The organism is Calothrix sp. PCC 6303, assembly GCF_000317435.1.
In the GTDB taxonomy this organism is placed as follows: domain Bacteria; phylum Cyanobacteriota; class Cyanobacteriia; order Cyanobacteriales; family Nostocaceae; genus PCC-6303.
Map to the genome: position 1 here is coordinate 2822362 of NC_019751.1, position 13276 is coordinate 2835637.

The window sequence follows — 13276 nt, forward strand, 5'->3', positions numbered from 1 at the left end:
AAATAGACTTTACCTCGTCTGTAGTTGGGCTTTAGCGCTATGTATCAAAACCAAAGCTCTCCAGCGTGAGATTATTATCCACCGAGAACACCCCTGGAGCAGCCCAGGCTGCTCGTTCAGCTTCCTCAAGTTCACTATAGTTCCGAACTTTCCCACTGAGCACCACCTCATTTTGGGAAGTCTCCACTTGGATCTTGCTAGCATCAAACAAAGCACTTCGTTTGAACGCGGATTGGATAGCTGTTTCAACTGCCATTGTCGTCAGCTTGGGTTTAATCGAGATATTATTAGACACCCCTTTGACACCTGACAGATAATGCACAACGTTTCCGGCTGCATTTTTTTGGTACCACCACTCTACCTGACCATCTAATGTGATCCAGCCTTCACGAACGGTTGGAGTAATGGTTTTTGTTGGGATTATCGTACACGAGGCGATTTGATTTGCAGCAGCGGTAGCGATATCCCCATCTGTGCGGTGCATGGAACTTGGTAGCTTAACTTCGATGTCGTCTGCAATTGCCTTTACCCCAGCAACCCGTTTAACTGCGCGCACGGCTTCCCGTTTCTCGTTATAAGTGGTTGCGTAGCCATTGAGTGTCACGGTTCCATCTTTCACCAAAACACCAATGTCTGTGACCTTTATACTTGGCTCATATTTGAGTTCGGAAAGCACATCAGTCTTTAGTTCTACGTCAGTCTTTTCTATGGTATTTGTCATGTTATTTTTTGTTTACTGGTTGATTAGTGAAACGCAATACTACCTGCTATGATGCCTGAGTTCAAAGCTTTAGACAGCAACTGACATACCCATTTTGTGACCCATTTTGTCTAGCATTTGTTTTACCTGACTGACATCCTCATTGCTGCCTGTCACAAGGATGATGAACTCGCCTGCTTGGATTTGAGTCTCGTACCTCAGTACCTCGTGCTTGGGTATTCCTAACCCTCCTAATGCACCTGCTAGTCCCCCTACAGCAGCAGCACTGGCTCCTCCAATAAGTGTTCCTTCCAACCAGCCCGCCAACACTCCCACAATGGGACCTGCAATGATGAGAGGAGCCATTCCGGGAATAAATAGCACTCCAGCCCCTGCTAAAATACCAAACAAACCTCCGACAAAGCTACCCCAATAAGCACCTCCAGCGGCTCCAGTTTTGGCAGTATCTTTCCAGGTCAAAAATCCGCGCACATGTTCTGTAGTCTGGTAGTCTTTGCCTATGATTGAAAGTTTTTGCATATCGAAACCTTCTTTTTGCAGTTCCAATACAACCCTTTCTGCTTCCACATGAGAGGGAAAATGAGCGACAATTGTATGTGTCATGAGTTTGTTTCCTTTATTCCAAGGTTTATTTTGTAGTCAGATAGATAAGCATCAGATGCTCATCTATCTCAACTAATTCCTGACATGTTTGGTTAAATCATGTCTTACTTATTTTGTAGTTCCCGCAGCAGTTTCTACATCTAATCTGCTACAAATTGCCGATAATGTTGCTTCTTCGGCTTCTTCCATCGCTGCCATTGCTAAGAAGATTGCTGTAGCAGCATAGTCTTCAGCTTTATCTGCCCGATGCTCCAGTTTCTTGACTTTGCGAGTTGCTTTCCATTCCTCAACGTGGGACTTTACTTCAGATTCTTTTTCCTCAAATTGAGTTTTGAGTTTTGCTCGATACTCATCAAATTCTTGTTTTTTAGCTTCTAGCTTTGCCTTCGCTTCATCGAGCTTAGATTGAATCTCTGCTTGAGTTTTTTTCGGTGCAGATTGAACACTTTCCCTTAGAGATTTTGCTCGGTTTTCAATCGCTTCTAAATTGCCGTGAAGTTGTTTTGTGAAGTTATCAATTGTAGTATTGATAAGGCTACCTCTAGGATATTTTGTTTCTAAAATTCACATAAAGCGTCATTAAATTAACAGCCATAAAATTAAATTAGTCTTGACAATTAATTAATTTATTTGACTGATAAAAACTTAAACAACTCTTTCGTAGCTTCATGCTCTGTTTATGTCGATTTTTTACCATCTATCTTAGGTTATAAAGGTGAATATCTTGAGAGGTAGATAAGTAGGTGGGAATAAACACAACTTCTTGGAAACTATTTTTGGAGGCGGAAGCCCCCAAAAAAGTTTCCGCTATGTAACGTAATGTAAATTAGCTTCAAAGTCTTCTTACAAACCCTAACAGGAGGCACAGCCTAGGCTGTTGACTCTGTGACTTTTTCGGGATTTCATTCATTCAAAAAACGTGGATAGTCACGATGGCTGAAAGCTTGATTTTGATAGGGTTTTAGCGAGATATTAAACGCCACGAACAAAAGTACCAAAAATCGCCCAATTTTCAACAAAGTCAACAGCCTAGGCACAGCCACCCCAAATGTTTGCGCTTACCCCTATTACCCCTAATGCCCTTCGACAAGCTCAGGGTAACACCTACTACCTTGTCATAACTACAATTTTCAACACCCACCTATAGCGTTTCCCAAGCAGATGAAGTACACCAATTGTTATCTAAAGCTGATACATAAAAGCATATAGATTTTAATTTGTACCTCACCAGACTGAGAAGCGCTATACTTACATCTGTAATTTGTGACTCTACAAAGGTAATATTTTGCTAATTAATGTATTAAAACTAGCAAGTGTATCCGATTAAAACCTATCCAGCACAGACAATAACATTGGAAGTTGGAAGGCATAAAATTGAGTCGATATCTCCTCATAACCGTCCTTTTCTAACTACCTGTGAATTGTTTGTTTTTAAAGGGAAAGGTAAACTTTTACACCTGTTAGCTGAGAACGAATCGACTCTACCACTTTGTTTAGCTGCACAGGAGACTTGAGAGAGGCTGCCATCTTTTCAGGCAAACGACTGTTACCACTCTGAATACGCATTGGTTGCTGCCTAAGAGTTTGGAGGCGCTGATCATTATTGAAAAATTTATTTCTTGGTGTTCCCTAAGTGTGTCATGTTTAACCATTAGAATGTAGGATAGTAAATCTGTGTTTTCATTGATATACCAGTTAAATCCTATTCCTACTTTGAAATTGAGATATGACATTAATCAAAAAATCGGAACAACAACTTCTGCTTAAAATCAAGAAAATAGAAGATGAAGAACAAAATATTCAACCGGATACTAGGGATATCCCAGAGGTGAGGGAGGAGGAAAAACAGCTAATTACAGAAAATACAGAATCTAACTATATTCCAGCGCGGGATAACCCCATAGTTCAATCCATTGGTAACTCAGGGTGGCAAATTTCGGATATTTGGAGGGATATTCGAGTCGATAACTTTTCTGATTGATAAAGATAAATCGATGTGTTTTTCAACAGCGAAACCTTATTTGCGATTCTGAGATTGGCACATCGTTATACCAAATCTCCAAAATTGCCTTTGAAACTGGTATAAAACCATGTTAAATCTAAACCAAGCTACACCCCTTTTAACACTTTGAACGAATTCACAAAATCATCCAGTCCGAAAAAATCTCAAGCGATTAAAAAGAAGAAAATGTAACAACAAACCCGTCGGAAGAACCGACCCAAGAAAAAACAATTTGGAGTGTATTCTATTATTGCCTACCGCTGAGGGCTGGAGTTAGACACTTTCATCGAGCAGTTTCCACGGTCAAAACCTGGGGTGGTGTGGAATCGGGAGGATAAATAAAATCAACTTCCACTTTCTTTGTCGCACCTGCTGCTAATTGCAACGTCACTAAAGCTTTTCCTTGCTGTCCCCTTCTCTGCACCACATGCAAATATTTTACCTGCATTTTACCTAAGTCATCTTCGTAACTTACCTTCACCGTTCCACGAAAAAATATTTGCTCGACTTGGGGATTTAAAAATAATAATCTATCAGTTCCACCTTCATCTTTGAGGGGAGTTTGGATTAATATATTAACTGTTTTAGTTTGATTTGTCGGGTTATGTAAAGGCAAAGTCAAATCATATTCCACTCCGTAATTACTATGAGCAAAATATGCCGTATCGGGATACCGAGCTAACATCTTGGCACTTTGAATCTGCTTGGTTGCCAGAGTTACTAAATGTACCGTTCCTAGTGGGTAAGAAATAGCTGTACCTGATTCTGGGATGGTTAATTTTGTCGCCTCGGAATTATCAGTAATTACCCCTTCCCACTTTGCACCTTGAGAAACACCAGCAACTCGACCGAATACAGTAGGTTCTCTAGGTGGTTCTAATGGTGTGGGTATGGCATCCCGTTTTTCTGCCAAATTTCCATTATTGAGTAAATTTTGCCACTCAGGTAAAGTTGGGAGACGATTAGCAGTCATGGCTAAATTGGCAATATAAATTACACCGTCACTTTGTAAACGCATCATTGTTGTGCGACCATTGGATGAGGGTGCAAGTACGGGAATTGGTAGATTTGCTAATATTTGGCTTTTACCTGGTTCAATAACGATTTTCTCAGGGAAAATATTTTGTCTCATTCCTTGCAATACATCACCCATTGTCCTGCTTCCTGGTCCCGAATAAACTGTATTTTGGGAATTGTTTTGAATGTCGGGTAAGGGAATAAAGGGAGCTTGTTGAGTTAGATAACTGGCTCCATTTAATATTTCTAAGGTTACTGGTTGATTGCCTGGATTGTGAACAATAATGCCTTGATAAACAGTCCGATTTCTTGCTGCTGTTTCTGCCCTGACAATATGGTGGGAAAAAATATCAAATCTGCCTTGAAAGGGATAATTTAAATGTGCTGCGGGTGTTTTTTTCCCTGATGGGGGAAAGGTTGAGAGTAAAATTCCATCACTTTCCACTAATTCTGGACTGTTGCTGTTGAAAGTGGGTATGGTATCGAGTTTTCCCGGTAATGGCTTTACTTGTTGGGGTTTTACTTCCACTCCAGCGATGTATTGCGGGGGAATGGTGTAGATATTGAGTGCGCGACACATCAATGCGGCAACTTCCCCTCTGGTGGCACTTTGGTTAGGTTTTAGCTGTTTGATGTTGGGATAATTGACGATAATGCTATTAATTGCCGCAGATGCGATCGCATTTTGAGCATAACCAGGAATTTCTGCTGCATCGAGGAAGTATTTTTGTAATGTCTGCGCTGGATTGGAGATGGAATTGTAATTTTTTGCCCCTGTGATGACACCAATAATTTGAGCGCGGGGTATGGCTTGGTTGGGTTGAAATATTCGCCCTGGATATCCTGAGAAAAAGCCTTTTTGGTATGCAGTGGATATGGCTTTATTTGCCCAATGAGTTGGGGGTACATCTCGAAATGGCGTTGAGTTACGTTTGTTAGGGGTGTCAGGAAAAGCGTTGAGCATCAATACTGCTGCTTCTGCCCTTGTGACTGTGAGATTGGGACGAAAGGTGTTATCAGGGTATCCGGTAATTAATTTACGGGAATTTAGTTCGCGGATGCAATTATTTCCCCAGTATTCTTGCGTGTCGTTGAATGCCAGGGCTGTAGTGTTCGGGAAAATTACAATGATGCTAGAAAGGGTCAGAAGTCGCAGTAATGATGGCATGGGCAATTGGATTGATGAGAATCAAGTTTTCAGTAGTTAAGCAAATATAGGAAGTAGTTTATATTATTGTTGCTGGTTTGCGTTAATGTACTTTCAGAAGCAGCCAGCCATTGATGAAAATGCTCTTTATTCCAGAATTACTGACTTTAAATTATACAAGATAATGGTAGTGCGCGTCAGACATTTATGTGAACAAAACAATCCGCGAAGTGCAGTTTTATCTTACTAGTTTGAATTGCGATGCGAACAAATTAGACCAAGCTATTCGCCTCCATTGGAGCGTTGAAAACGGTTTGCATTGGACATTGGATGTTACCTTCAATCTATTTATCATTAATGAAGTACAATCCTCTGTCAAATTCATAAAGTGATCTGTATATTTTTGCGGACAAACAGAGCTGACAGCGCAGGAATAATTTTCTCACAAGCCATCAAAGCACCCTATAAATTTCGTGCAGTTGGTCCAATGGTGGTATTGTCTCGACCATCCCGAAGTTCCTCCTGATAATAATTTAGCCGAACGGTCATTACGGTTAGCTGTCACTAAACGAAAAATTAGTGGTGGTTCCCGTTCTCTTGACAGATTTGGCGATACTGCAAATCTATTAACTGTTGTCCAAACTTGTAGAAGTCAGGGACGTTCTGTTATTGACTTTTTTGCGAGCGCAATACAAGCTCATACTCGCAATCAAATTATTGCCCCCTCCCTTATTCCTTCTTCTGCTACCTGAATCCTTACGAAATAGGATGATTGTTCAGTTAGTTCAAGATATTCTATGCTAATTTTGGAGATATCAAAACCTCAACTAGCTGGGAATTAGCAAATAAAATGCTTCAAAGTTACGAAGCCATTATTGAAAACGGTCAAGTTAAGTGGTTAACAGATGCGCCAAAAGTATCCAAAGCGAGAGTAATTGTGACAATTCTCCCGGATACGGTAGCGCGAGACTCGACAGGAGTCGCTACGCGAACGCAAGGTCGAGTTCCTGCAAGCACCATTGCCGGGAAAGGTAAAACCCTGGGGGATTTAGTCAGCCCAATTGTCTCAGAACAGGATTGGGAATGTCTCAAATAATCGTCCTCGATACGCATATTTGGATATGGTTTATCAATCAAGAGTTTGAGCGGTTTCCAGCCCATTGGCGAGAAATTATCGAAACTGCTGAGATTGTTGGGATTTCACCAGTATCCTGCTACGAGGTTGCTTTAGCACAACAACGCTTAAGGCTAGAATTACCATGTGTTGTTGATGAGTGGTTACGAGAAGCTTTGGAGCCGTCTGGTGTTACATTATTCCCAATAACTGCTGAAATTTCATGTAAGGCAGTTAGTTTATCTGCTGTCCACAAAGACCCTTTCGACAGGTTGATGATTGCCACAACACTAGTTTATCAAGCGAAGCTAGCCAGTATAGATAGCTTGTTTTCGCAATATTCGGAACTTGATGGGTATTTAATGAATTAGTGAGGACTTACGCAAGGACTACGCAGTTACGTCATTGCGACGCAAGGAAGCAATCTCAAAGTCTTGTTTTCTCGTTACGATTGCGTAAGTCCTATTAGTAATTCTTGGTTTGGATGTTCGATATTATTCTCTTCCAAAACCGTAGAACGCAAATTTTGCCAATATTCTGAAGTTACTTCCTGTCCTGGGGAATTGATACCTTCGAGTAAAAGAGTCTCTAGTTTTGCTTGTGCTTTGCGTTTTCGATCTTGCTGTACTAAATCTAAAAAATCTCGCAAATATTATTGTACGCTCCTGCTGTTATTTGTGTTTCAAGATAAACGCGCATCTCATCAGTTAAACGACGACGATAAAATTAATACATAGGTTCCGCCCTATGAGCATTCGTATTATTGGGCAAGTTTTATTATTACTGGTGGGGTAAATCCTTGATTTTTAGGAATGATTCAAATTATTTTTCATATTTTCTTTAACTAAACTCATTAAAAAAATATAAATCGCCTCATTGATACTGATATGGAATCGCTACGATTGATTTTAGAGATAACACGTATATTGATTTCAGTATTATGATTAAGCGGCTTTGGCGGTGGTTAGAAAAATTTTACGACGCTTATTTGTCTCTTCGCCTCAGCAGCCTGTTGTCAAGGAACTTTCAGTTGTTAGCTGAGGTCAACGACGAAGATTGGAGTCACGGACGGGTCAAGGGTTTTTTAGATGGCAAAAATATTGCTGAAGCTGATTTATTGCAATGGTTGCGGCGTTCTGGTGAGAATTTGCTAGCTAGTGATGGGGAAAATCGGGAGTTGGCAACGCGGATGGTGCGGTTGGGTGAGGTTGATTGTGGGGAGCTGGGTGAGATTGCATCTGAGATTGGGAGGAAATTGTTGGGGAAATGCATAGAAGAGGAAACAAACAAAGAAAAAGCGCTATTGAGTAAAAACGGCACGTCAGGAAAAAAAGGTATCTTGAAAACGCCTGAAATAGTCAGTAAACTCAATGCCAACAGGCTTTAAGTGCCAATTATACCTAATAGCGAAAAAGCACCTAATTCTCATCAATATTGGTACAATCGGGGTTTGGCGCTGCATTATTTAGGACGGTACGAAGAAGCGATCGAATCCTACGATCTGACTTTTCCCGTTAAGTCTCTTTTGCAAGCTGCCAACCCTCACAAAGGTCGTGCAATTTTGACAAAACTGCTGTCAGGTTAGATAGACTATTGAGGTGGTAGAGGTATCGGTAAGAGGGTAGGTGGATTTTTGGATTTGGTATTATCTTCTTCATCTTCGGGAACTGAACCAGGTGCAGCGTTGATGTTTGCTGCATTTGCTGGGGTGTTTTTTTCGGTATTGGCAGCTTTTGCTGCTGCTTCTTTTTGGTCAGCTTGAGCAGATTCTGCTGCTTCTTTCTGAGATTTACTAATTGCTTCTGCCATTTTTTCTGCGGCAACTATTGCTGGGTCCTTTGCCTTGGGGTCATATGTTTCTAAAATAAGCGATCGCACAATTTGTTGACCTGTTGTGGTGGTAACTTGTAGTGAGATGGGAATACTTGCTGGTTTGGGTTCGAGGGGGAAGGAGATGGAGTCTTTGAGACGGACTGTTCCGGGTGCTGGTTGTAATTCGACTTTTGTACCTTCACTTGCATCAATTTCCCAAGAGAGGACGATTTTGGGAACTGGTTTACCTGGGGTGATGGGAACCATTAATTTTGTAGGTGCAGGTTTGCCGTTAATTTTGAAGCTGATGATTTGGGGTGGTTTGGGAATAATTTTAATTAGTTCGGTTTTGCTGGGTTCTAGTTTTTGGTTTTCGCTGTCCTGGGAAATTGCTTTGAGTTCAAAGATGTAATCCCCTGGCTTTTTGAGGTTGGTTGTCATGTTAAAACAAACTAGGGGTTCTCCAGCAGCACAGAATTTTTTTAACTGAGATGGAATACCTTGACTAAAGTCGAAGTTTTTGACGGGGGTAACTGCTAATCCATCAGGTGTGCGACCGATTAACTGTACCATTCGTAGTTGACTTGCATTACGAATTGCCCAGTTAAGACGAATTTGAAAGTCTTTATTTAGAGATTTGGGATTATTTTTAGCTTCTTTTTGGTTGGGATTGAGGAGACTAAATTCTTGGTAGGTTGGTTGGGTGGAACCAAAAGCGATAATTTCCGGTTGGGGAATCGGTGCGATCGCAACTGGATTAGTTTTGATGTTGTCGGTGGCTGCTCCTCGTCCGGGTTTGGGTTGGGTACTCATTTCAAAGATGTAAGTACCGGGTTTACGCGCACCTGTGCGAACATTTCGACAGTTTAAAAGATTTTTTTGTTGGGTGCAGAAGGATTGTAATGTTGCTGGTACTCCTTGGCTAAAGTCATATTCTTGGGGACGGGTGAGGGGTTTGCCGTCTGCTGAGATACCAACTATTTTTAAGGATTTTAAGCGGTTGATGTCGCTAATTTCAAATCCCAGACTGACTGTATCAGCGTTAATGGCTGCGTAAGCGCTATCTTCGGGGTAAAATTGCCAGATTTTGGGTGAGGGGGGAATTCTAAAGAGAAACCACCAAATAAAGTAAGCGCTTGTACCCAGACATAGGAGCATCAATAATATCAATGGCAGTATTTGCCACCAAGGACGTGCTTCCCACAAGAGCATTCCGGGGAAATTATTGGGTGCTAGGGGTAGTTCTTGGTGATCGAATAAATCGATGTTAAAGTTGACTATTCTGGGACCACCAATAAAGGGACGTTGCCAGCGATTTTTTGGTTTTATCTGCAAGTCAACTGCGACTGTTTGCTGAGGTAAAATCAGAGCTTGAGATTGTTCTAAGGTATAGTTGCAGATGTGATTTTCTTCTAATTCCTGAACTTTGACGTTTATTTTTCGCGGTGTGTTACCTGTATTGGTTAATCGCAGTTGGTAAATTCCTGTTTTGGATTTAACCCGACTAATAATCGATCGCAGTTCGGTTTGTAATTGGTAGGTGGGTGCAACTTCTAGATAAAGCAAGTCTAGTAACTTCAATTCCGGGTTATTCTCCGAATGCAGACGCATTGTGGGAATATATTTACCTGCAAGGGTGCTGATTGGGGGATTAATTAATAGAGAAATTTGTCCGTTTTCACCTGGGTTGAGATTGAGACAATCAGTTTCAATGATTAATCCTGTACCTTGGAAAACTTGTGGATAGGTGATATTCACCCAATTTTTGGGCAGATCTGTACAAATAAGGCGAAATTTATCAACGCGATCGCCTCTATTTTGCACTAAAATCTGAACTGCTAGCGCTCCTCCTGGTTGAATAATTGATGGACTATCTGGAGAAGTGGTTGGGTATGAAATAAATGTGGGGTCACTAGAATTAATAATATCGGCAGTGGCTGGAACAATTTGCAGATATTGTTGGTATTGAATGGGCGTATACTCTGGGTAATCGTCGGGAGCATCAACTACAACGATATAGTTGTAAAGTCCTGGCAGGGTATCTATAGGTATATCAAATTCAAAGATCACCTCTTCACTGCGATCGCTTCCCAATGCCAAGAGCTTTTGTCCTGACTTACACCACTGTCGTAGTCCTTTTGATTCTTCTTGAATATAAACTTCAATGACAGCGCTTTGATTACCTTTATTTGTCACCATCATGCTGAGGTGAAAGGTTGAACCAGGTGTCACATTATCTTGACCGGAAGCGCTAATAATTACAGCTAATGGTTTAATCGCTAAATTTTGTAAGCGATCGGTTGTATCGAAGTTGAAAGTTGAAAGTGCGGAGTTTAAGTTATTGTTGACCATTGGGAGATGGGGGAGAGAGGGAGGATGGGGGAGATGGGGGGGAGAGGGAGGATGGGGGAGATGAGGAAGATTGCGAGGAGGCATCTTTTCAATACTTCCCACACTTACCTTCTGCAAATTTATTGACAACTGGAAATTGCTTTTGTGACACGATGTAATCTAACTTGCGGGTCATCACCAGCAGTAGTAATTAATAATTGATTGCGATCGCGGTTTAGATCTATGCTCTTTAATGGCTTTGATGATTGATAAATCACTTGACCATCACCTCTGCGTTCTCCTTTACTATTTAATGACCATAAAATCGCTTGACCGTTGTCTCCTGCACTAGCTAAATAACAACCATCGGAACTAAAAGCTACAGACCGAATTGCTTGTTTGTCGAGAACCCATTCTTCGATTAATTCACAATTATCTTTTCCTGTGAGGCAAGAACGCAAATTCCAAGTTTTTATACTACCTTGATTATCGGCAGTTGCTATCATGTAGGGCTTTTTATCGACAGTAGCAATACTATTTATGTAATTTTCTTGACTATCAACACCGTAATTTTTCATAGGCTGAAGTTGGTTATTTTTCAGATTCCACAGGGTAAGTTGATTAAATCTACCTGCGATCGCAACATGATTTTCATCTGGTCCCACTAGTGCTAAAGTATTAACCGCAAATCCAACTTGTATGGAACGCTGTATGCGTTGATTTAGGGGAATTCCATCTTGAATGTTCCATTGCCATACCATACCGCTACCATGACCACTAAACAGAGAACGGGAATCTTTGGTAAATACTAAGTCGAATACTCGGTCATCTTTCTGGTTGTTACTACTCAAAGGTAAAGAAACTTCACCTGATAATAAATTTACCAGTTGAATTTCACCATTTTCAAAACCAATTGCAATTTGGTCGTTATTTACTGGACGGTAACGTACAACTCGTACCGCTTTATCTGCACGTAGCAATACATCCAAAGGACGCAAATTATTATCTTGTACTAACCAACGTCGAATAGTTTGGTCGTTGGAACCACTTACGGCTTCCCTTCCCAGTCCACTTAAACGCAGCGAATTCACTGGTTGACTGTGTTGTTGTTCTAGCCAAAATGAACGATTCACAATTGTGGAACCGATTAAAAACCCTAATAAAAGTCCTCCTAACTGCAACCATAGGGGTAACATTGGAGGAACAGCTAATTCCAGGGTTTGAGTATCGTTGCGAACTTCAATGCGATCGTCTGAAGTTATTGCTTGTGCTTGGATGTATTTTAGTTTAGTCCAACCAAACCAAGGTCGTTTATGCTGCACCTTGAAGTTAAAATTTGTTGGTTTGTTCAAACTTAAATTAGCTTGTTCGGGGAAAATTTCCCATGTCAAGGAACTATTTTGCTTTTCTTTTGCTTCAGTCTCTAAAATATTTTCCTGATTTTGCTTCTTTTTTGTATCCCCAAACTTAAACCAAAATGGAAACTTGAGGTTTTTTTTATCTAATGCTTCTAAGTCAATGACTTTAATAGTTGTTTCTTGGCAAAGATTACTTTGATTGTCAAATTCCAAGGAAAATTCTTGAATAGCTAAATATTGCTTCCAAAACAACCAACGATTTTTCTTGGGTAATTCCACATCAGCAAGCGAAGGAATTGTTTTTTTACAATTAAAATCTACATAACCTCGTGGTAATACCTTGACAACACCATCAACCCGAACCGCAGTAGTATCTAACTGAGAAGCTTCGATTGTAAAATCGTAATGTTTACTTTCTGCAAGTATGAAATCGTTAGGTATTTGGCACTCAAATACTTCTCTAATTTTACTACCACCTGGAAGTCTTAAATCCCTTTCTCTACCTTTAGGAAACCAAGATAAATCTAAACCATTTAAACGCAGAGTAATCTTACTTGCTTTTTGACTCAAGCTTTCTATGGAAATGGGTATTTGAAAAACTTCACCAGGATAGCGATTAAATTCTTGACTAAGTAATTCGATTTGTGGTGCAGGAATTCCATCACCAGGAATTAATAGTCTAATTACCTGACGACTTTCTTCTGATGGGGGTAATTCTAAAGAAAATACCCTGACAGTCAAAGTCATTACCCCAGCAAACCCACGTTTGGGAATATCAATTATCCTAATAGTAAATGTTGTTGAATCTCCAGGTGGTTTTTTAGTACAAACATCTGGAGATATTCTGTACCAATCATCGCTAATATTTCCCTTTGCAATATCAGCGAGTAGTTCTACCTGAAATGTTGCAAAACCATCACTATTGTTAATGACTGTTACATCAAAAGATACTCCCCCTAGTTTAAATTCCAGTTGATTAGTATCGATTTTGGTTAAAATTTTCTCTTTAGATTTTAGCATTTATTTATTATCTATTAGTTTTTATTAGCTCTTATTAGTCCTTAGTTATTTTCCAATACGGTTCAGTTAAGCAAAAATTGCTATTAGCTATTAGCTGTTAGTTATTAGCTTTTAGAATCAATAGCGTATAGAACATCAGTCTTATTCTTAC

At 40.3% G+C, this 13276-nt stretch carries 11 protein-coding genes and 3 pseudogenes; 7 read left to right on the forward strand and 7 right to left on the reverse strand.

Going from position 1 to position 13276, the window contains the following annotated elements:
- Nucleotides 1-37: 37 nt before the first annotated feature.
- The 3 genes and pseudogenes from CAL6303_RS11520 to CAL6303_RS31085 form a co-directional block, all read right to left on the reverse strand.
- The gene (locus CAL6303_RS11520) at nt 38-721 is read right to left on the reverse strand and encodes a BON domain-containing protein (RefSeq protein WP_015198019.1); all 684 of its coding nucleotides are present in this window, start codon (nt 719-721) and stop codon (nt 38-40) included.
- A 69-nt stretch (nt 722-790) separates the two neighbouring features.
- Nucleotides 791-1324 (reverse strand): general stress protein, encoded by a 534-nt coding sequence (locus CAL6303_RS11525; RefSeq protein WP_015198020.1) that lies wholly within the window; start codon nt 1322-1324, stop codon nt 791-793.
- A 1431-nt stretch (nt 1325-2755) separates the two neighbouring features.
- A pseudogene (locus CAL6303_RS31085) lies at nt 2756-2920 on the reverse strand (FAD-dependent oxidoreductase); the annotation flags it as partial.
- 130 nt (nt 2921-3050) lie between these two features.
- Here CAL6303_RS31085 and CAL6303_RS11535 point away from each other — a divergent pair.
- On the forward strand, nt 3051-3305 hold the full coding sequence (locus tag CAL6303_RS11535) for a hypothetical protein (protein ID WP_015198022.1): 255 nt from the start codon (nt 3051-3053) through the stop codon (nt 3303-3305).
- Nucleotides 3306-3609: 304 nt separating this feature from the next.
- On the opposite strand, the gene CAL6303_RS11540 is transcribed toward CAL6303_RS11535, so the two are convergent.
- A complete protein-coding gene (locus CAL6303_RS11540; protein ID WP_015198023.1) occupies nt 3610-5511 on the reverse strand; it encodes a DUF3370 family protein in 1902 nt (633 codons plus the stop codon).
- Between the two features lie 160 nt (nt 5512-5671).
- Between CAL6303_RS11540 and CAL6303_RS31090 the strand changes: the two are divergent.
- The 4 genes and pseudogenes from CAL6303_RS31090 to CAL6303_RS11560 form a co-directional block, all read left to right on the forward strand.
- Nucleotides 5672-5834, forward strand: a pseudogene (locus CAL6303_RS31090) (ISAs1 family transposase); the annotation flags it as partial.
- A gap of 141 nt (nt 5835-5975) precedes the next feature.
- Nucleotides 5976-6242, forward strand: a pseudogene (locus CAL6303_RS11550) (IS66 family transposase); the annotation flags it as partial.
- A 98-nt stretch (nt 6243-6340) separates the two neighbouring features.
- Nucleotides 6341-6586 carry a hypothetical protein gene (locus tag CAL6303_RS11555; protein WP_015198024.1) on the forward strand — a complete coding sequence of 82 codons (246 nt, stop codon included), beginning with the start codon at nt 6341-6343 and terminating at the stop codon, nt 6584-6586.
- Nucleotides 6574-6975: a type II toxin-antitoxin system VapC family toxin gene (locus tag CAL6303_RS11560; RefSeq protein ID WP_015198025.1), complete on the forward strand. Its 402-nt coding sequence runs from the start codon at nt 6574-6576 to the stop codon at nt 6973-6975. Before CAL6303_RS11555 ends, CAL6303_RS11560 begins: the two co-directional genes overlap by 13 nt.
- A 74-nt stretch (nt 6976-7049) precedes the next feature.
- On the opposite strand, the gene CAL6303_RS11565 is transcribed toward CAL6303_RS11560, so the two are convergent.
- Nucleotides 7050-7253, reverse strand: a complete 204-nt coding sequence (locus CAL6303_RS11565; protein ID WP_238993795.1) for a hypothetical protein — start codon at nt 7251-7253, stop codon at nt 7050-7052.
- Nucleotides 7254-7544: 291 nt separating this feature from the next.
- Between CAL6303_RS11565 and CAL6303_RS28460 the strand changes: the two genes are divergently transcribed.
- Nucleotides 7545-7991: a hypothetical protein gene (locus CAL6303_RS28460; RefSeq protein WP_015198026.1), complete on the forward strand. Its 447-nt coding sequence runs from the start codon at nt 7545-7547 to the stop codon at nt 7989-7991.
- Nucleotides 7992-8189 (forward strand): tetratricopeptide repeat protein, encoded by a 198-nt coding sequence (locus CAL6303_RS11575; RefSeq protein WP_015198027.1) that lies wholly within the window; start codon nt 7992-7994, stop codon nt 8187-8189.
- A 5-nt stretch (nt 8190-8194) separates the two neighbouring features.
- On the opposite strand, the gene CAL6303_RS11580 is transcribed toward CAL6303_RS11575, so the two are convergent.
- Together CAL6303_RS11580 and CAL6303_RS11585 are read right to left on the reverse strand one after the other, a co-directional pair.
- The gene (locus CAL6303_RS11580; protein WP_144051037.1) at nt 8195-10768 is read right to left on the reverse strand and encodes a hypothetical protein; all 2574 of its coding nucleotides are present in this window, start codon (nt 10766-10768) and stop codon (nt 8195-8197) included.
- Between the two features lie 119 nt (nt 10769-10887).
- A complete protein-coding gene (locus CAL6303_RS11585) occupies nt 10888-13125 on the reverse strand; it encodes a hypothetical protein (protein WP_015198029.1) in 2238 nt (745 codons plus the stop codon).
- Nucleotides 13126-13276: the final 151 nt, after the last annotated feature.